At 52.7% G+C, this 19,037-nt stretch carries 22 protein-coding genes; 10 read left to right on the top strand and 12 right to left on the bottom strand.

What is annotated here, in order from left to right; translation table 11 throughout:
- Positions 1-172 precede the first annotated feature (172 nt).
- A complete protein-coding gene (locus PQG83_RS08460) occupies positions 173-544 on the bottom strand; it encodes a hypothetical protein (protein WP_312748470.1) in 372 nt (123 codons plus the stop codon).
- 455 nt (positions 545-999) lie between these two features.
- On the opposite strand from PQG83_RS08460, the gene PQG83_RS08455 reads away from it, so the two are divergent.
- The 8 genes from PQG83_RS08455 (at position 1,000) to PQG83_RS08420 (ending at position 8,285) form a co-directional block, all read left to right on the top strand.
- Complete coding sequence (locus PQG83_RS08455; protein ID WP_312748468.1) at positions 1,000-1,956, top strand: maleate cis-trans isomerase family protein; 957 nt, start codon at positions 1,000-1,002, stop codon at positions 1,954-1,956.
- A 523-nt stretch (positions 1,957-2,479) separates the two neighbouring features.
- Positions 2,480-3,865 carry an FAD-binding oxidoreductase gene (locus PQG83_RS08450; RefSeq protein ID WP_312748467.1) on the top strand — a complete coding sequence of 462 codons (1,386 nt, stop codon included), beginning with the start codon at positions 2,480-2,482 and terminating at the stop codon, positions 3,863-3,865.
- A gap of 78 nt (positions 3,866-3,943) precedes the next feature.
- A complete protein-coding gene (locus PQG83_RS08445; protein ID WP_312748465.1) occupies positions 3,944-4,294 on the top strand; it encodes a TfoX/Sxy family protein in 351 nt (116 codons plus the stop codon).
- Between the two features lie 71 nt (positions 4,295-4,365).
- Positions 4,366-4,878, top strand: a complete 513-nt coding sequence (locus PQG83_RS08440; RefSeq protein WP_312748464.1) for a dihydrofolate reductase family protein — start codon at positions 4,366-4,368, stop codon at positions 4,876-4,878.
- Positions 4,879-4,997: 119 nt separating this feature from the next.
- Positions 4,998-5,216: a tautomerase family protein gene (locus tag PQG83_RS08435; RefSeq protein ID WP_312748463.1), complete on the top strand. Its 219-nt coding sequence runs from the start codon at positions 4,998-5,000 to the stop codon at positions 5,214-5,216.
- 29 nt (positions 5,217-5,245) lie between these two features.
- Positions 5,246-6,103, top strand: coding sequence for a GNAT family N-acetyltransferase (locus PQG83_RS08430; protein ID WP_312748462.1), 858 nt, complete (start codon positions 5,246-5,248; stop codon positions 6,101-6,103).
- A 371-nt stretch (positions 6,104-6,474) separates the two neighbouring features.
- Entirely contained in the window at positions 6,475-7,428 is a 954-nt protein-coding gene (locus tag PQG83_RS08425; RefSeq protein ID WP_312744567.1) for an IS110 family transposase, read from the top strand.
- 422 nt (positions 7,429-7,850) lie between these two features.
- Positions 7,851-8,285 (top strand): YMGG-like glycine zipper-containing protein, encoded by a 435-nt coding sequence (locus PQG83_RS08420; RefSeq protein ID WP_312748461.1) that lies wholly within the window; start codon positions 7,851-7,853, stop codon positions 8,283-8,285.
- A 349-nt stretch (positions 8,286-8,634) separates the two neighbouring features.
- On the opposite strand, the gene PQG83_RS08415 is transcribed toward PQG83_RS08420, so the two are convergent.
- The 5 genes from PQG83_RS08415 to PQG83_RS08395 form a co-directional block, all read right to left on the bottom strand.
- Positions 8,635-9,153 carry a hypothetical protein gene (locus tag PQG83_RS08415; protein ID WP_312748460.1) on the bottom strand — a complete coding sequence of 173 codons (519 nt, stop codon included), beginning with the start codon at positions 9,151-9,153 and terminating at the stop codon, positions 8,635-8,637.
- Between the two features lie 156 nt (positions 9,154-9,309).
- A complete protein-coding gene (locus PQG83_RS08410) occupies positions 9,310-9,747 on the bottom strand; it encodes a hypothetical protein (protein WP_312748459.1) in 438 nt (145 codons plus the stop codon).
- Between the two features lie 10 nt (positions 9,748-9,757).
- A complete protein-coding gene (locus PQG83_RS08405; protein WP_312748458.1) occupies positions 9,758-10,375 on the bottom strand; it encodes a hypothetical protein in 618 nt (205 codons plus the stop codon).
- Positions 10,350-10,742 carry an outer membrane protein assembly factor BamE domain-containing protein gene (gene bamE, locus PQG83_RS08400; protein ID WP_312748457.1) on the bottom strand — a complete coding sequence of 131 codons (393 nt, stop codon included), beginning with the start codon at positions 10,740-10,742 and terminating at the stop codon, positions 10,350-10,352. Before bamE ends, PQG83_RS08405 begins: the two co-directional genes overlap by 26 nt.
- Positions 10,743-10,907: 165 nt before the next feature.
- Positions 10,908-12,578 carry a fumarate hydratase gene (locus PQG83_RS08395; RefSeq protein ID WP_376753556.1) on the bottom strand — a complete coding sequence of 557 codons (1,671 nt, stop codon included), beginning with the start codon at positions 12,576-12,578 and terminating at the stop codon, positions 10,908-10,910.
- A 348-nt stretch (positions 12,579-12,926) separates the two neighbouring features.
- Here PQG83_RS08395 and glgA point away from each other — a divergent pair, with 348 nt between their 5' ends.
- Positions 12,927-14,135 (top strand): glycogen synthase, encoded by a 1,209-nt coding sequence (glgA, locus tag PQG83_RS08390; RefSeq protein ID WP_312748453.1) that lies wholly within the window; start codon positions 12,927-12,929, stop codon positions 14,133-14,135.
- A 129-nt stretch (positions 14,136-14,264) separates the two neighbouring features.
- Here glgA and PQG83_RS08385 read toward each other — a convergent pair whose 3' ends face one another.
- Positions 14,265-14,498, bottom strand: a complete 234-nt coding sequence (locus PQG83_RS08385; RefSeq protein ID WP_312748451.1) for a hypothetical protein — start codon at positions 14,496-14,498, stop codon at positions 14,265-14,267.
- 130 nt (positions 14,499-14,628) lie between these two features.
- On the opposite strand from PQG83_RS08385, the gene PQG83_RS08380 reads away from it, so the two are divergent.
- Positions 14,629-14,889 (top strand): outer membrane protein assembly factor BamD, encoded by a 261-nt coding sequence (locus PQG83_RS08380; protein WP_312748449.1) that lies wholly within the window; start codon positions 14,629-14,631, stop codon positions 14,887-14,889.
- Between the two features lie 14 nt (positions 14,890-14,903).
- On the opposite strand, the gene PQG83_RS08375 is transcribed toward PQG83_RS08380, so the two are convergent.
- The 5 genes from PQG83_RS08375 to PQG83_RS08355 form a co-directional block, all read right to left on the bottom strand.
- A complete protein-coding gene (locus PQG83_RS08375; protein WP_312748448.1) occupies positions 14,904-15,296 on the bottom strand; it encodes a hypothetical protein in 393 nt (130 codons plus the stop codon).
- Between the two features lie 98 nt (positions 15,297-15,394).
- Positions 15,395-16,090, bottom strand: a complete 696-nt coding sequence (locus tag PQG83_RS08370; protein ID WP_312748446.1) for a TIGR04283 family arsenosugar biosynthesis glycosyltransferase — start codon at positions 16,088-16,090, stop codon at positions 15,395-15,397.
- A 22-nt stretch (positions 16,091-16,112) separates the two neighbouring features.
- On the bottom strand, positions 16,113-16,796 hold the full coding sequence (locus PQG83_RS08365) for a hypothetical protein (protein ID WP_312748444.1): 684 nt from the start codon (positions 16,794-16,796) through the stop codon (positions 16,113-16,115).
- A 197-nt stretch (positions 16,797-16,993) separates the two neighbouring features.
- Positions 16,994-17,812: a DUF547 domain-containing protein gene (locus tag PQG83_RS08360; RefSeq protein ID WP_312748443.1), complete on the bottom strand. Its 819-nt coding sequence runs from the start codon at positions 17,810-17,812 to the stop codon at positions 16,994-16,996.
- A gap of 18 nt (positions 17,813-17,830) precedes the next feature.
- The gene (locus tag PQG83_RS08355) at positions 17,831-18,847 is read right to left on the bottom strand and encodes a molybdopterin-dependent oxidoreductase (protein WP_312748442.1); all 1,017 of its coding nucleotides are present in this window, start codon (positions 18,845-18,847) and stop codon (positions 17,831-17,833) included.
- Positions 18,848-19,037 lie beyond the last annotated feature (190 nt).

Genomic DNA, 19,037 nt, shown 5'->3' with positions numbered 1-19,037 from the left:
AACATCAATCACGGGATGTAAATGCAATGACGTATTTCTGCTTTCTTGTAATGATACAGTGGATGGTCCGATCCGGGATAATTGAGTAAAGCCTAAAGCGTTTTTTTTGGTTCCAGGAACTAACGTGCTTTGAAGATTCTTTGCTTTCCTGCTCGACGCCTGCCGCCCGGTCTCATGCGCGGATGCTCTTATCAGCCGGGGAGCCTTGTCTGAGTCGTTCGACATAGCTCAGGGTAGATTCCGCGAGTTGGTCCTCTGAAATTAAAGGCCTCAGAGTTTCGGCAGGCTTTCCGTGCCTTGTGGTGTGACCGAGCAGTGCAGCCGACCCCGGAGGAAAGGCGCGCATTGTTTGAGCCCCTCGGCATTGCTCCGGATAGACTCCGCGGGTTTCTGCGACGCCTGCCGGTCGGCCCCATGATCGGACGCTCTTGTCCTGGACGGGCTTGTTTGAGCCCCGCGAGGTAGCCCGTCTCCCTGCTTCGCGTCCGAGCAATCCAATGAGGCCGGACGGGGCGTCCATGGTTTTGCCAACCTTTGCCTCCACAATAGAGATTGCGCTCCTCGAGACGCATCAGGCAAAACCTCGGCTGCCGGGCCGAAACCCGGCAACACAAAATATCACGCTGATACCACACCTGAAGCTAAGACTAATGGGTTGAGGTTTGAAGTTATGCCCATAATTCGACGCCTGCCGTCCGGCCCCATGATCGGGCGCTCTTGTTCCTGACGGGCTTGTTCGAGCCCCGCGAGTTAGCCCATCTTCCGCCTCTGCGCGTCCGATCAATCCAATGAGCCCGGACGGGGCGTCACTGGTTTTGCCCACTTTTGCCGAAACAAAAGTGGGTCGGCTGCCGGGCCGAAACCCGGCACTTCCAGACAGAGCGGAAACTATGAGACACCAATAAAGGGTTTTTGCTGATAGGAGATCCTACGCTGTATTCTAAAGCCGATGAGACGTCGTCTAATGTGGACTCTTAGACATAGATAAAGGATGATCCTATGCCCGACCAACCGAACCCCAATCCTCGCGGAAACCAGATAATTATTGGCAAACTGTCCGGGAAATCAATCACCATTCCCGATGTCAATGTCCCGCCGATGCCTGCTCTGGCACCTCCCGGCGTGATTCACAATGGCACCAAAGCGGAGAACTTCGACGAGATCGATTCGTCCATCGGATATCCCGATGTGAGGAGTTTCAGAAGAAAGTTCGGGCTGATCATTCCCGCCACCAATACCAGTATGGAGCACGAACTGTGGAGCATTATTGTTATGAACCAGGGACCGGACGGCCTACGTGGGGTCGGTCTTCACACGGCCACCGTCATGACGCCGAGACCGAGATTGGAAACGGAAGAAGATTTGCGGGCGTATAAGAAGCAGTTCCTGGGCGGACTCCGGGCAGCGGTGGACGTGGCGCTGTTGGCGGAGCCCCAATACATGATCATGGGCATGAGCCTGGAGCATATCATTGGCGGCATCGAAGCCATTCGAGGCCCGATGGAGGAGATTGAAGAATACTCCGGCCTCTCCTGGGCCACCTGGCATGATGCCGTTCACGCGGCGCTGGGAAAGTTTGGCGCGAAGCGGATCGGACTCCTGACGCCGTTCGACAAGAAAGGGAATGAGTCTGCGACACACATGTTCGAAGACCTGGGATACGAGGTGGTGTCGAGCGTGGGATTTTCCTGCGCGAACGCGCTGCATATCGCGCATGTTCCGGACTCGGCCAAGGAAAAGGTCATTTTGGAATTGTTGGCAACTGAGGAACATGCCTTGGATGCCGTCGTCCAGTGTGGAACGAACATGAGCTTGATCAACGTGACGGAGAAATTGGAGCCGGTGCTAGGGATTCCTATCCTGGGGATTAACGCGGTGACGTTCTGGTATGCGCTACGGGAAAACGGGTTCGAAGGGCCGTTGGCGGGTGGGGGAAGATTATTGCAAGAGTTCTGATCGGGCCTGGAGCCGCATGACAATCCCCTGCAGCCGAACAGCAATCTGAGTGTTTGTGTCAGTCCCTAGTTTCATGAGCCACGCTTTCAATTGGAACCGAAGTGCCTCCGGTCTGCCCCTCAGCCACGGATTCTATCTAGTTCTATAAAAACGTTGTTCCGAAAATAGCAGGGGTAAAAATCGAGGCTGATCGTTCTTAAGTCCCCCTCCTTTGTATGGAGGGGCGGAGGGGAGGTAGCATCATCGCCTGGAAGTGGTGGTGGAAAACATCAATGCTTCTAGATTTTTCAGAGACTCTACCCCACCTAGCCTCCCCTTACAAAGGGGAGGAATCACGAGGAAGCACCCTCTAGCAAAAATCTCAGAGGGTAATGGGTGCACACACAGAAAACTCGGAAGAACCATAAAAAATTACAGGGACAATCCTTAGGAGCGAGTAGGTGAATAACTCCAGGATGTGTCCACCCGCATAATATGAATACTGCCTGCCGGCCTTCGAAGAGGGTAGAATGTCAGGATGGATGTGAAAGCGCTACAGAGCCGTATTGAGGGCAAAGTGACTTTGGCAACCGACGCCGGGTACGAAGACCTCAGGCGCTCGCTCATTTGGAATCAATTGACGCCGATGCGTTACCCGCAGGTGGTAGTGCAAGTGGCGAGTGAGCAGGATGTCATTGAGGCCGTCCGGTTTGCCTGCACGCAGAACATGACAATTGCCGTGCGAGGCGGGGGGCATAGTTGGGTGGGGTTTTCTCTGTGCAACGAAAGCCTGTTGATTGATCTCGGACGGCTTAAACGGATTTCGATTGATTATCAGACTCGCACGGCGGTGGTTCAGCCGGCGGTCACCGGGCAGGCACTCAACCAACAGTTGGCTCCGCACGGGCTCTCATTTCCTGTCGGGCATTGCCAGTCGGTTCCCTTGAGCGGCTATCTGCTGAATGGCGGGCTGGGCTGGAACTGGAACGCATGGGGGCCGGCGTGCTTTAGTGTCGAAGCCGCCCATGTCGTGTTGGCTGATGGTAGTCTCGTCGTTGCCAATCAGGAACAGCATGCCGACCTGCTCTGGGCGATCCGAGGAGGGGGGCCCGGTTTCTTTGGCGTCGTCACACAATATCTTCTCAAGCTGTATCCGATGCCGCGTGCCATCACGACCAGCACCTATTTTTACCCGTTGGAACGCATGGAAGAAGTTGGCGCATGGGCAGGGGGTATTGCCGGACAGTTGCCGCAAGAAATAGAGCTGGCGATTTTCTGCGCGCAGGCGCCCCCTGCTTTCGACGAGCACTGTCGATCCAGCAACGGCTTTATCTGTATTCTGAGCGCAACCGGGTTCTTCGATACACACGATGAAGCCGTCGGTACATTGAGTCTTCTGGAGACCTGCCCCGTTATCTCTGAATGCCTTCGAAAGGATGTGAACCATCCCGCCACAATGGAGGCCTTGCTTGACTTGGGCGGCCGGTTCTGGCCGGAGCTGCATCGCTGTTTGGCTGATACGGTTTGGTCAAACTCGCCACCGGAGCAACAACTGGCGGCCGTGGGCGATGCCTTTCTGCAGGCACCCTCACCTAAGTCACTCGCGCTGTGTGCATTTTCCACCGGAGTGGGGGGGCGTGTGGCTGCACGACCCGACGCGGCCTTCTCGATGACAGCCTCCACCTTACTACTAAGCTATGCCATCTGGGAACGGCCGGAGGATGACGATGTGAATGCCGACTGGCATCGTAAGACAATTGCGGAACTAAACCGGTTTGCCGTGGGATATTATGTGGGGGAGTCGGACATTGTCGAGGAACCGGCACGAGCCGAACGGTCATTTGCGCCTGCCAACTGGCAACGGCTTCAGGCCCTCCGCCGTACCTACGACCCTGATGGACGTTTTCATTGCGACTTCAGAGGAAGCTGACCATCAGGGTTCTGTCGTAGTATTATCTCCTTGCCTTTACAGCGGAAGAACAGTTTTTTTCTGAAAAATACCATTCAGATGAGTGAATACGTTACATTTCTTGAAGAGGTGTTCGAGGAGTTCGGACCCATTCATCCCCGACGAATGTTCGGTGGCTATGGCCTCTTTCACAAAGGATTGATGTTCGGGCTGGTGGCGGATGATGTGTTGTATCTGAAAGCCGACGAGACCTTGGCTCCATTTTTTGAAAAACGGGGATTAGAACCATTCCAGTACGAAAAACAGGGGAAGACGTTTAAGATGTCCTACTATATGGCCCCGGAGGAGATCTTTGAGGATCCTGCGGAGGCTAAGGGCTGGGCTCTTCGATCGTATGAGGCGGCCTTGCGTGCAAAAAAGCCGGGAAAGAGAGCGAAGAAGAGAAGCTGATGGTCTTATGGACACGGGGAATCAAAGAGCTGGGGAGATGATCGGCACGGTCTTTATTGCCACAAGCCTCGATGGATTTATTGCCCGCGGCGATGGCGGAATCGACTGGCTTCCCGGGGGTGGGAGAGGCCGGAACGGAGGATTACGGATATCACGAATTTATTGATTCCATTGATGCAATTGTTATGGGGCGAAACTCCTATGAGATGGTATTATCCTTCGCGCCCTGGCCGTATGGAAAAAAGCCCGTGGTGGTTCTCAGCAGTCGAACGGTAGCTATTGGTCAAGACATCGCAAGTACGGTCGAGTCCATAGATGCACCACCGCATGAGGTGGTGCAACGCCTGGCCGGACGTGGATGGAGCCATCTCTATATTGACGGGGGCAAGACCATTCAAGGATTCTTTCGCGAAAACCTGATTCATCGGCTGATTATTACGACGGTTCCGATTCTTCTCGGGACGGGCATTCCGCTGTTCGGGCCGCTTTCTCGCGAGATCCACTTGCAGCATCTTGAGACACGACCGTTTGCGAATGGTTTGGTGCAAAGCCACTATGAGGTCCGACGGCATGGTGCCGATTAGGGGGCTTCTTCCGGGTGGGTTGCAGCCAGCCACTCGGCACCTCGGTAGGATAGTTTTTTGTTGTCTGCCAAGGTGTGTAATATGTCATGCAAAGATTTGACTCACACTAAGGATGCCTTATGCCATATGTGAATATTCAAGTGACGAAGGGTGTTTCCAGAAAGCAGAAGGTGGAATTGGTGAAAGACGTCACGGATTCCCTGGTTCGCGTGTTGGGAAAAAACCCCGACCACATCCATGTGGTGATTCAAGAGATTAATGAGGAAAACTGGGGATTTTCCGGACTGCTGACTGATGAATGGAAACAACAACAGGGCCGGTCGTCCTCGAGCGAATGACAATTGACCATGTGGGGGTAATGAAAGCGATGAATCTCAAATTACGAAATGGTGGTCCTGCAGATGCTGAAACATGCGGCTCGATCTGCTTCGACGCGTTTACGGCTATAGCCAGACAGCATAATTTTCCTCCTGATTTTCCCGCCCCGGAGGTGGCCGTTCAATTTTTTTCTCACCTGTTCTCCCGTCCTGATATCCATTCCGTTGTGGCCGAAATGGACGGGCGAGTCATCGGGAGCAATTTTCTCTGGGAGAATTCCGTCATTGCCGGGGTCGGTCCGATCACCGTGGATCCGACAGTCCAGAATGGGACTGTGGGCAGACGTTTGATGGAACATGTGTTGGAACGGGCGGGGGAGATTCGTTTTGCCGGCATCCGGCTGGTGCAAGCGGCGTATCATAATCGCTCCCTGTCTCTCTATACCAAGTTGGGTTTCAACGCCCGTGAACCGCTTTCGACGATTCAAGGACCGGTTCTTGGAATCGGGATACCCGGCCATGCCGTCCGTCGGGCGGTGGAAGGGGATGTGCCGGGCTGCAACCGGCTGTGTATTCAGGTCCATGGCCATGATCGGAAATCCGAGCTGTTGGACGCCATCAAGCAACAGACGGCCACGGTGGTCGAATGCGAGGGCCGCATTACCGGTTATGCCACTGTGGTTGGTTTTTTCGGCCATGCGGTCGCCGAGGACAACAAAGATCTGAAGGCGCTCATCGGGGCGGCTCCCGCTTTTCCCGGTCCGGGCTTCCTACTCCCCACGCGCAATAGTGAGTTGCTTCGCTGGTGTTTGGAGAAAGGGCTGCGCGTGGTTCAGCCAATGACCCTGATGAGTATAGGTCTCTATAACGAACCTGACGGGGCCTTTCTGCCTTCTGTGGTGTATTAAAGGGGCTGTTGAAAAAAGTCGCCAGCGGCGTTCTCTCCATTTTTCCGTGCTCACGTACTGGAAGTACGCTCTGCGCGCAAAACAAAAGTTGTGCCCTTCGGGACACGGCAGGCAATTTGCGGCCTTTCCTTCGAGGGGCCTTGTATGGTGTCTACAGCTCACTTTTTTGAGAAGCTAAGGAAAACTGGGGTGGAGGGACATCGAGAAACATCTGCTGCACAGCGGACAGACTTCCTGAGAACTCTCCCACCCACACCCCAAACGTCGATGAAGAATCTCGCGGCAGAAATTCTGACCGCCGATTTATCCGCAAGTTCACGTCGGTGTGTGCCACCCCAGCCTCGTTCCTTTACTTTTTGGAGGGTATCATCATGCATACCTGTCTGAATGTCGGCGTGGATGTGGCCAAAGATGCCGTCGTGGCCGCCTGCGCCGAGCCATGTTTTCCGGTCCAGAGTGTTCCCAATCAGCGTGGTTCGTTGCGGGCTTGGTTGAAATCGCTGCCGGCCGGCAGCCGCATCGGCTTGGAATCCACCGGCGCCTATCATGAATTACTGGCGGATCTGGCGCAGGCTCAAGGCCATACCGTCTTCCTGCTCAACCCCTCGGACACTCGGCACTACGCCAAGGCCATGGGGAATCGGGCCAAAACCGACCGAGTCGATGCGGAATTGATTGCCCGACTCATCGCACGAGAGCATAGGCGCTTGCGCCCCTACACGCCCCCGACAGCCACTCAACGCAAGCTGGATCGACTGATTCGGCGACGCGCCACGATCGTCCGCCTCAAAGGCACGCTCAAGCTGACCATGCACAATCTGGGCGGCTTTGCCGCCGAACTCAAGGCCGTGGTGAGCAAGCTGGAGATCTTGATTGCCAAGATTGATGCGACCATGTCCGCGCTGGCTGCCCGCTCACCTCAACACCAAGAATCGCAACACCGGGTGGAAACCATTGTAGGAGTCGGCCCGTTGGTGGGTATGGCCCTGACCAATACGTTGGAGCGCGTATCATTCGGCAAAGCGGATGCGTTCGTCGCCTTCACCGGGTTGGATCCTCGCGCGAATGACTCGGGGCGCAAAGCCGGTCGAAGGCGTTTGTCGAAACGTGGGCCCGCTGAATTACGTCGGTTACTGTATAACGCCGCCATGTCCGCGATCAAAACCACCGTGTGGAAACCGCTCTACGACCATTACCGCACCCAAGGTTGGAGTACGACGGCCTCGTTGGTGATCATCGCTCGCAAAATCGCCCGGGCCGCTTGGTCTATTCATCATTACCGCACAACCTTTAATCCGGAACGGATCACACAATGCTTGACATGAACCATAGAATCTCAGGGCATGCTTTTTTGAACCGACCCGGAGCCTTTGATGAGTAATCAAATCCTGGGCAAATTTGCCCTTGAACATCCTTATTATTCAACACTCCCCTTTCACAAGTCCCCTGTCCTTCAGGTCCTTCTGTTCAAGGGACGTAAATTCTGTTGGAACAACTTAGGCACACTTTTGTGTTTCATCCTAAGACACTGGGATGCCTGATAAAAAAAGAATTTCCCTTGTCGTAAATGAAAACAAGAGGTTTCAGCCATGAAAAACCAGGGAATTTTTCCAATGATGCCCTTTGGCATAGACCTTGAGTAACTTAGATTACGTCCATTCAATCCTTACGGGAAAATGTTATGAATCTGTATCCTTTTTTGTCATCATACACTGGATCATCAACAGACTTGATCGGAGAGAACATTATGAAAAACCGGCAGGATCACTTCATGGTGGCGTTGATATTCCTTATTATTTTCCTAACGGTCCTGGCAGGGTGCTCCAGTAGCAGGACGAAGGTCTCTCCCAATGTTCATTTCCAGGAAGTTGGTGAAGAACAGGCGGAGAAGGACATTGTCGCCTGTGAAAAACTCGCTGAAGAACACGTCCCTCACTCCAATGCCGGGGAACACGTTGTTGGGCAAACGGCAATTGGCGCGGCCATCGGGGCGGCCGGGGGTGCAGTGATAGGGCTCCTTACGGGTGATGCAGGAATTGGCGCGGCTTTTGGCGCTGCCGCTGGAGCGGCACAGGGGCTGGTACGAGGGCTTTTGGGAGCAGCCAGTTCCGAACCAAACCCCGCGTATCAAAATTTTGTGAACCGATGTCTCAAGGAGGCAGGGTACGAACCAACCGGATAAGCTTGACTAGCTGGAAACCTTTGAGATGTTACCGGTTATCTGCCGCAATCAATCCTTCACTGTCTAAAATAGGAGAGCAAGGGGTTGAAAGACTCGTTTTCATGAGTGATCCTTTGCAGGATTTCGAATCACCCCGGTTTTAAATGATTTTTGAAAGCACATGTTTTTTCCCATAGTGTTTTGGCCGTTGAACTGTCTTGACTGGATGACGCGCTTGAGACCTTTGACGCAACTGCGTCATCAATCCCCCGTGTCCATGAATCTGGAAACGGCCATCTAAAATAGCTCTGAATAGATGTGCTTCACACAATTGGGCAAACGACAGGGAATTAAGAGGAACGTACCCGGTTCAAGGGGGAACCCCTGGTGGTGTTTGTTGTTCAGACGATTGGGTAGGGGCCGGTTGGTCCTCTGGGTGTTCCTGTGCCAACGCGGTCTCTAAAAACAGAGTTTGTTCCAGTGACCGAAAAAATTTCTGATAGGGTTCGGGATCCTCGACGGCCCGCAAATAAAACTGAGCGCTTGCCCGCACGACTAATTGTTTTTCGTTACGGGGCCGGACGGTGACCGTGAGTCGAACCACATCATTGCGATGCCAGAACGGTCCCCACGAGAGATAGGTTTTACTGAAAATGAGAAGACTTTGGTCGTCGTAGAGGTGGTAGAGAGGGTCATAGCCATATTCGGGTCGTTCAAGCGGGGCAAAATATTTGCCGGACACAATACCGAGTTCCTCATCAAGAACCTCCAACTGAAAATTCAGATCCTGCATCGTGGACAGGATGGCTCTGAGTATGGTGCGACGATCGGTCATGTCGAATATCCGGCTTTGGGCCGCTCGCAATTTGACCTGACTGGCCTCAGACATCCAGATTTGTTCTTTCGCATCCCACTGATTTTCATGTCGCGACTCATACGGGGAGAGGCAACCTCCAAGAAACAGTCCTACACTAAGGAGGCAACCGACCGGTAGGGCCTTCGTAAGATGTTTCAGATGGCCATGCATTGAGATACCTGCTCCTGACTATTCTTTGGAAATGAACAGCGAACGCTCCAAGGTCGCGAAAAAGTTCTGGTAAACTTTTGGATCCTCAATCGGTTTGTTGTTGTAGATGGCATTCGCCCGGATCATCATGTGTCCTTCGGTCTGGGGTCGCACGGTGACCGTTATCCCCAGGACGTCAGTATAATTGGGTTCCGCAAAACGGGCCGCAGTGACGAGCCCCATGGGTTCGTTGGCGCGCTCGATGATGAACCCAAGATCTTGGAGTGCGGCAACCACCCCGCGCATGGCTTGGGAAGGATCCGTGACCTCAAATGAACGTGATTGATAGCTGCGCAGTTTCATTTGCGCCGCGGTTGGAGCTAATAAATCCGGCCCGGGTTGTGGCGGTGCACATGCCTGAAGAAACAAGCCCCCGCTTAAAAGGAGTGCAATCCAGACAGCTTGCGTGTGTGGCATATGTCCTTGTTTAAATGGTGAACGCTTCCAAAAAGACGGCTTTGGAGAGCTTAAAGAAAAATTGCTGGTAAATCAGGGGATCCCGGATCATCTCCATTTTTTGTTCCCCCGGAGGAATATACTGCCGATCGGCTTGTCCGTCTCCCTGCCATACCACCCGATAGAACATGATTCGCACCTCATGTTTGGTGCCCTCCTGGTTGATGGGACGGGCGATAAGAACCGCCGCGATTTTTTGATGGAGATCTACCGGCATCCTGAAGTTTCCTAAGGACAGGAGCCCCATAAAAAACCGGTTGAGGTCTTGCCCATATTCCCGGGCACTTCGTTCTTTGGTGGCGCGCAGAAATCCCATTTGCCGCACGCTTTCCTCAATCTGAAGCCCCAGATCCTGCAAGACGGCAGCCGACGCGGACAGGAGTTCATGCTCATTTGACGTTTCAAAGACACGAATTTGCATCGCCCGGTTTTTCGGACTTTCAGGCGACAATTGAAGGAGCTCTGCGGGTTGGGTCGGCGTGGTACAACCGTTGTTGAGGGCCAGAAGACCAAGGAATGTCCCACCTATCACCCATCTCAACGGTTTTGGCATGGCGGGGTGTTCAGAATTGCGTCGAGTTGTAGGCAAAGTCCCGCACCTTTTTCTCTTCGTCATACTTGATGATAATGGTGAGGGTTCGTTGGCGGGAGGAGCTGGAACTGTCTTTAGAGTTTGCGCCCAGAATGATGAGGGTCCCGTAGGAGGATGAACTCGTGTTCACTCTATCCGTGGAGACCTTATCGTAAATCCACACTTCCCGCCGTTTGTCATCTGTCGTCACAATATTGGGAGATCCCAAAATTTCGGCCACTTGCGCGGCACTCATTCCCGTTTTAATTTCCCCCTGGACTTTCCCCACCGTCAGGCGCTCATCGGGAATTTCCGCCTTGTTGCTTCCACAACCCGATAATCCCAGTGCGAGGCACATCCCTATGATTATTGGCATGGTTTTCATGTGTGTGCTCCTTTTCAAAGTTAACCATATCTTGGCAAGAACGTTTCTCTCAACATGCCGAGCATGCCTTGAAACATTCTATAGGAAGACTACTTCCTTTTCGATCTCTAAAATTTACCGTTCTGATGAGATCCGAACGCCCATCATTCACCTGTCGATAGGTTTCTATTTTTTCATCTTGTCGTCTGGCTGAACCAAAGCCGGAGGACGTTGAGAAACCAAATCGGCATAAAAGTCTTTGCCTTCGTGGTTAATGACGATGAAAGCCGGGAAATCTTCCACTTCAATTTTCCACACCGCTTCCATCCCGAGATCTTCGAATTCCAGAACCTCCACTTTTTTAATGCTATGCTCGGCCAGCCGTGCGGCGGGGCCGCCGATGGAGCCGAGATAAAACCCTCCATGTTTTCCGCAGGCCTCGCGCACTTGTTTGGAACGATTGCCTTTGGCAAGCATCACCATGCTGCCGCCAGCCTCTTGAAACTGATCGACGTATGAATCCATACGTCCGGCCGTGGTGGGGCCGAACGATCCCGATGCATGGCCCTGGGGTTTTTTGGCCGGTCCGGCGTAATAGACCACATGATCTTTCAGATATTGGGGCAATCCTTTTCCAGCATCTAATTGTTCTTTGAGTCGGGCATGCGCAATATCCCGTGCTACGACGATGGGACCGGTGAGGGAAAGACGTGTGGCCACGGGATGCTTGCGCAACTCAGCCAGAATTTCCGGCATCGGCTGGTTAAGGTCGATCTTGACGACATGCCCTTCCAGGTCTTCTTCTGTCACATCGGGGAGGTATTTCGCAGGGTTGGTTTCGAGCTGTTCCAGAAAGACGCCCTCCTTGGTGATTTTTCCAAGGATTTGTCGATCGGCTGAACAGGAGACGCCCAAACCGACCGGGCAGGAAGCCCCGTGTCGTGGCAAGCGGATGACTCGTACGTCGTGGGCGAAGTATTTTCCGCCGAATTGGGCGCCGATGCCGGTTTCCGCGCAAAGTTGAAGAATCTGCTTTTCCAGGTCGAGGTCGCGAAAGGCACGCCCCTGCGTGTTGCCTGAGGTAGGCAGATCATCCAGATAATGACAACTGGCCAGTTTCACGGTCTTCAATGTGAATTCTGCGGATAGGCCGCCCACGACAAAGGCCAGATGATAGGGCGGGCAGGCCGAGGTGCCCAGGGTGCGAATCTTTTCCGCCACAAACGCAAGCAGGGATTTGGGATTTAAAAGAGCTTTGGTTTCTTGATAGAGAAAGGTTTTGTTCGCGGAGCCGCCGCCTTTGGCAATGAATAAAAAATGATACTCCGATCCCGGTTTGGCATAGAGGTCGATCTGTGCTGGAAGATTCGTGCCGGTATTTTTTTCGGTGTACATGTCGAGTGGCGCCATTTGTGAGTACCGCAGGTTGCGCGTATCGTAGGCTTCGAAGATACCGCGGGAGAGGGCTTCGGCATCATCGCCGGTGGTGAGAACCTGTTGCCCTTTATATCCCATGGCGATGGCCGTTCCGGTATCCTGGCAGCCTGGTAGCACCCGGGCGGACGCAATGTTGGCATTTTTGAGTAGTTCTAACGCGACAAACCGGTCATTGTCGGAAGCCTCGGGGTCTTTCAGGATTTTGGCCAACTGCGCGAGGTGGCTTGGTCGCAATAAGTGGGCGATGTCATCCATGGCTTCTCTGGCCAGAAGTGTGAGGGCCTCGGGGTGGACCTTGAGGAGTTCCTGGCCGTCACAGGTCGTGGTAGAGACATAGTCCGACGTGAGTTTTCGATAGCTGGTCGTATCTGCCTGATGTTCAAATATTTCCTGGTACTGGAATTCGCCCATGTTTCTCATTCCCCTTTTCGTCTATAACCTTAAAGATCTGATGGTTGGTCCAAATCGCTGTCAGGTCTGCTTGGCAATCTCGTGTCCATTTGATTCTTGATTGTGCGTTTTCTTTCCTTAAAACTTCAAGTGAGTCTCGAGTTTTTGGTCTTCCGTACTTTAGAAGATCCCTCCGTGATTTTGAATGGAACCTGTGAGGGTGACAGCCCTCAGTCAATCCGGTAGCGCGTTGTCTGGATCAGGTCCTGCCATTTTTCTCCGTACGTTTTTTTGAAAGGAAGGTGACTTCGTATGAATAATCTTTTAATGTAGCAGGCTGCTGGAAGTCTTCACGATCATAATGGAGTGTCGCTGCCCATGAAAGTCTTGATGTTCACCAATGAATTTCCCCCATACACCTATGGGGGCGCCGGGGCGCACGTGGAGTATTTGAGTCGGGAATTATCACATCTTCTTCCCATCGAAGTCCGCTGTTTTGGTGATCAACGCCTGGATCAAGGCAATTTGAAGGTGCATGGGATTCCTCTAGGAGACACTCCGTTTACAGCTCCCAAGCCCTTGCATTCGGTCCTTGGCGCGGTGCAGCGCTCCTGGCAAATGAATGCCGAGGGGTTGGGCGCGGACCTGATTCATTGCCATACCTGGTATACCCATTTTGGCGGCATCATGGCCAAGCTCAATTACGGTATTCCGCTGGTCATCACCACGCATTCATTAGAGCCCCTCCGGCCCTGGAAACGAGAGCAGTTAGCCGGCGGGTATGATTTTTCTCTATGGGTTGAGAAAACCGCCCTGGAGATGGCTGATGCCATTATCGCCGTTTCCGAAGGAACCAAGAAAGACATTCTTAAATTGTTTCAGGTTCCTGAAGAGCGGATTCATGTCATACATAACGGGATCGACCTTCAGGAATTTCGGAATGTCCAAAGCCAGGATGTGTTAACCCGTTATGGGATTCCTGCCGGACAACCCTATGTGTTGTTTGTGGGGAGAATGACCCGGCAGAAGGGTATTACCTATTTGATTCAGGCTCTCTCCTATTTGGATGAGGAGTTTCCCGTAGTCTTGTGTGCCAGCTCTCCTGATACACCGGCCATGGCCGCAGAAATGAAAGAGGCGCTCGACCAGATTTCGGCCCATCGAAAGCATATTTATTGGATACCGGATATCCTCGACAAACCGAGTCTCATTGAATTGTATTCTCATGCCGGGGTTTTTTGTTGTCCGTCTATTTATGAACCATTCGGGATCATTAATTTAGAGGCCATGGCTTGTGAGGTGCCTGTGGTGGCTTCTGCCGTCGGCGGCATTCCTGAGGTCGTTGTGGAGGATGAGACGGGATTTTTGGTGCCGGTTGACCAATTGGAAGAAGCTCCCTTTAGTCCGAAAGATCCCGAGCGGTTTGCCCAGGACCTGGCCGATCGCTTAAATCAACTCATGCGGGATCCTGAATTACGGGCGCCAATGGGGCAAGCCGGGAGACGACGGGCGGAAGAATTTTTTGGCTGGGACAAAATTGCTAAACGCACGAAGGCGTTGTACGAAACCGTTCTCGGGGAGAGCTAGGGTGCGGGGCTGTGAGAGGGATCCATGTGGAGGGGCATATGAACCGGGGCCTGGTGTTGGAAGTTGAGCAGGAAGCTTGGGCGAATAGATATTTCACGTGCACGTGTGAGGGGCGTGAACCCGGGTCTTTTACCCGGGATCCTGACCGGTTTGAAACATGGCCTCAAGTCGCTGCACTTCCTCTTTGCGGCGGTGACGCTCCTCCACCAGCATGGAGATCACGGAATTCCAAAAGGAGACTTCAGCCTGTGACCCGTCGCTTAACCGTTGGTCTCGCCATTCCGTCGCAAAACGGGTATACACTCGAATTTCGCAATCGTTAAAACTTTTGAGCGATTCAAGCAGTTCGTCTTCAGCATGCATAAGTCAACCGGCCTTCCTGAAGTTGGAGATGTACATAATGATTATTGGTCACAGCGAGCATGAGAAAGTGTATCGGCGGTTCTTTGCGCGTTCCTTAGTGTGAGAAGAATTCTTGGGAGGAAATTTCTCGATGAAACACATGTCATTCAGTATGAACGCCTGCTATCGGTGGATCGGGATTGGGGTAATGTGTGTCGTAGTATGGGGTTGTGGGGAAGATCCTCAACAAATATTTGAAACGGCTCAGTTCGAGGAGCAACAGCATAATCGCGCCCATGCTCAAGAATTATACGAAAAGATTATTCAGCAACATCCTGAGAGTGAATTTGCCGAAAAAGCCCGGAAGCGATTAGAGGCTTGGAAGACAGAGAATCCGGAAGAGGGAACGTGATGGGTGTGAATCGTTCAGGAGTGGTGTTCCGGGTCCACGCCGGTTCGATACATATATTCTAATCGCTTAATATCCTGGTCCCGCCGCAATCGTTCATCGATACACAGGTTCACGACGGCATTCCAAAAGCCGGCTTCGGCCATGGCGCCGGCTTCCATTCGTTGATCGCGGAATTCGCTGGAAAAACAGGTATAGCGCTGCAAATCACCGTCGTCGAATTCCCGAAGAAAGTTCGGTAAATCTTCAGTATGAGGCATGGGTTCGTGGCGATGGCTCATGGTGGAATCTCTTATGTAAAACATATCGGTGCGGGCCCCCTGAACCCTTGAGGTTTTCGGGAGGATTTCTTCAAAAATCCGATGGGGCTTCTGCCATCGAAGCATGCTGCCCAGTGAGTACGTGTTCATTGTGTCCAATTCCTGAGCGTTAGTTTCTGCGCGGAGAAGATTCCTTGTCCCCATGACAACATTATGGAAATCCCACAGAATGAGCCAAGCGACGGGGTTTACCGGACATCCCGGAAAAAGGCAGGAGAAAATGTGGGCAGCCCGAATTCCACATGCAGGATAATCATGAGGACGCGAATAAAACTTCGCCATATTCCCATTTTGACGAATTTCCGGGAATCGGTGATGACCGTCAAAGGTAAAAGTCTGGGAATCGTTTTCGTCAGGAGGGTCTGTCCAAACACGACATCTTCCAGAACGGCCTGCAGAGGGAATCCTCCTAATTGGGTGAACAGGCCTTGTCTCACGAATAAGGCCTGATCCCCATAAACGATATGTGAATGTGTGCATCGGAGATTATCCAACCAGGAAATCATGCGTAACCGCCAATCCTTTCCAGAGAAGCGATGGCGGAATCCTCCCGCCTGGGAGGAAGGGTCGGAAGCAAGTTGGTGTAATTGCCGGAAGGCCCCTCGAGGGAGTTGAGTGTCAGCATGGAGAAACAGGAGCCAGTCATCGGCGGAAGCCTGCATCTGAACCACCATTCGGGCGCCTGCATTCATTTGTGATGCGCGCCCTTTGTGGGCCATACACCATGAAATTTGTGGATCCTGGCGAAGGATTTCAAGCGTGCGGTCGGTACTTCCTCCATCCACGACGATGACCCGGTAGGGTGTTGATTGAGACAGCACGGACCTGATGGTGTGCGGTAGGGCCTTCTCCTCGTTATAGGTGGGAATGATGACCCAAATCATAACACTCTTCTGTGCGCACCGTTTACCGGGCCACGTAAAGATCTTTCGGTAGGAAGGGGCTACCATGAGGATGCTCTCGTAACCATTCCGGAAGGCCGTGTTGAAAGTCCTTCCAATATTCGTGAGGATCTTCCTGAATGAAATAGAAGGAGTCCTGTGCCGAAAACAGAAGGGCTTTTCCCAATTCCAAGTATGCGGGGGCTAAATCCCTCAGGTGGTCAATGGATGTGTGACCGTCGTTCAACATTCTCTGCAATGTCCGAATTCCAAAACCATGATGGGCCTCTTCCTGTTGGAGGAGTATTTGGCGTAGTTTTCGAAACGGAGCGCCCCGTTTGAGAAGACCCGTTTCCAGCCTTTGTAAAATGGCTTGGCCTAATCCCTCTAGAATAATTTGTTCCGCCAGAAGAGATTCCGCAAGGTCCCCACGTGTCAGGGCGGACATGATGAGCCGGCGGTACTGATTCATCTGGTGAGAAATGACAAGAGAATGTGGACCCCGTGGAGCCAGGCAGCGAATCGCCCACTGAAAGATCACTGCATGTCGCCCCTCCTGCTTGGCCTGACCGGCGAGAAACCGCTGAAGACCTGGTTCCTTCACCAAGGTGGCCTGGGCTTTTGCACAATCGTGAGCCAATTGTTCGCCCAGGACCATAAATTGAAGTAATTGCGCCAGGTGGACATGCTCGCCAGATTTCACCAGCATACCGACATGTTCTCCAAATTCTTGCGCCCTGCAACACTTAGACGGGCATGAGGGCTCAGTTTAGAGCTTTCTTTCTTTCATCAGGAAACGCGTCTTCACATAGGCAGTCTCCGAGGAGTATGGGATGTTACAAGCCCACCAAAAAAATTTCATAGGGTAGAAGGCCAAGGAACGGGATAAGAATGGACCAAGATTTTTCATGAATGGGGAAGGGGAGGGATTCCATTGAGACTCCAGTCATAGTCGAGAAATTCGATGGTATACGGGTTCTGGCGGATGTCGTTCGCGAGATCCGGATCTGTGACGAATTGTGCAACATAGCCAAGCAATGAACCTGAATGATTAATAAAATCCTCGGAAAACCAATCGAAGATTTTGGACAGATAGGCGATGCGGCGTTGTCGGTCGAACCGGTTGCGTGTGGGATCGTTAATAAACTGTCGGGCACTTGCCGTGAGTTGTTGGTCAAGAGACTCGGGAGTGTAGACTGCCGATTGAAGTTTTGGACAGGATTGTGAGGCACAGACTATAGCAAAATGTATACGGGGTTCCTTGAAATCGGGAATCAGGAGGTGCTGTTCCAGGTCATACAGATTCAATAATTCCCCTCCCACCTGGTATGTCCGGCCGATAAAAAAGGTGTATCGTCCAGTCAGCGAGGTTGGAGCATATCCATCAATGATGCCTTTAATGACAAAAGCATTATAGACATTAATCCAAAAGGCCAGACGATGATTGGGAGTCGGAAGTTGCTGGGGGGCGATATGTTGAAGGAGGTGAAGGTAACGAGTGAAGCGTGAATCTTGAGCGAATCGGGGATAGTCCACAACGCCGTTCTTCACATGAGCCATGAGTGCTTGATGAAAGTTTTCATGGCTAAAAGCCTCCGGAGAAACGGGATGAGAAGGAGTAAACGTATGGGGAATAGTCGAGCAGCCCATGGAAAGGGCGAAGGAGATGATAAGAATGAAGGGTGCTTTCCCCGGTCTTGAAAATCGCGTGATCCACTCCATCATGTTGGCAGGGCCCTCTTCTTAAATAACTGAAACGATGACTTCTTGCAATCCCGACGCTCCGTCGGGAAATGGTGGATGTTCTTGCGCCCGTTGTTGTTCCCCTGTTCCATCAGTCGCTCGAGCCAGAATATAGAAGTCACCAGGTCGTTGCGGTTCCCAGGGATAACTCCACATAACCCATGAGTAGGGAGAAAGTGCCGGGGCCAGGGTGGCGGCCGACCAGGATTCCCCTCCATCGGTGCTGATGTCCACCTGACGAATCCCCCGGGATCCGGCAAAAGCAAAGCCCTGCATAGTGAATAATTTTTGGGCTGGCAGGGTATCTCCGGTTTGCGGATCCGTAATCCAAGACTTGGTTTTGACGATGGCCTCATCCGACCAGTCTCTACGTTGGTAATAGCCTTTGTAATCCGAGGACACCAGTTCGATTCCCGTGAGCCACTGGACATGCTTCATGCCGTAATGCCCGGGTACGATCATTCTGGCTGGAAATCCATGTCCCAAGGGCAGGGGCACCCCGTTCATGCGATAGGCAACCATGATGTCATCCATCATGGCCCGTTCAATGGTGAGGCTGTCGGAGTATCCATCCGCGGCATGAAAGACCGCGTCTCGGGTGTGTGATGTGACCCTGGCCTTGTCCAGAAGCGCTTTGAGCCGGACTCCCTGCCATTCAGCCGTGCCGATCGCCTCTCCCGCGACCCCATTGCCGACACATTCCAATGTGACGATTTCTGTGATCGCCGGTTGGGCGAGCAGGTCCCGGTAGGTAAGGGTAAACGGGGACATGACCGTTCCCCGGATTGTCAGAGCCCACCGATCAGCCGGTACAAACGGAGGAGTACGGTACGACGTGATATAAAATTCATCGTTTGAGGTGATGGGACTCGTGGTGCGTTTGGTGGAACCGAACAGTTGGCTCCACATACCGGCCCTTGCGAATCCCTTTGTCAGGAGTAAAGGAGTGATGGCCAGGGTCCCGCTAATTTGGAGGAACCGGCGGCGGGACAACCATGTCTGGTCGGAGTTTCGCATGTTGAAGATATAGTCAATTTTTAAATGAAGACGTTACAGTGAAGTCGTGCCGGAGAAGAGAGCAGGAGAATGGTTGTGTGTTGTTTGTGTTTGGGTAGGCTGGGGGGCCATTGACGTTTATCGTAGGGGTCTATGGGTGAACTTCGAAATGATGCCGGAATTGGAATGGCCCTTGGGCTATCCGCTTTTG

This window comes from Candidatus Nitrospira neomarina (assembly GCF_032051675.1).
In the GTDB taxonomy this organism is placed as follows: domain Bacteria; phylum Nitrospirota; class Nitrospiria; order Nitrospirales; family UBA8639; genus Nitrospira_E; species Nitrospira_E neomarina.
Note: the sequence above shows the minus strand (reverse complement) of the source record. Positions and strands in the feature narration are given on the sequence as shown.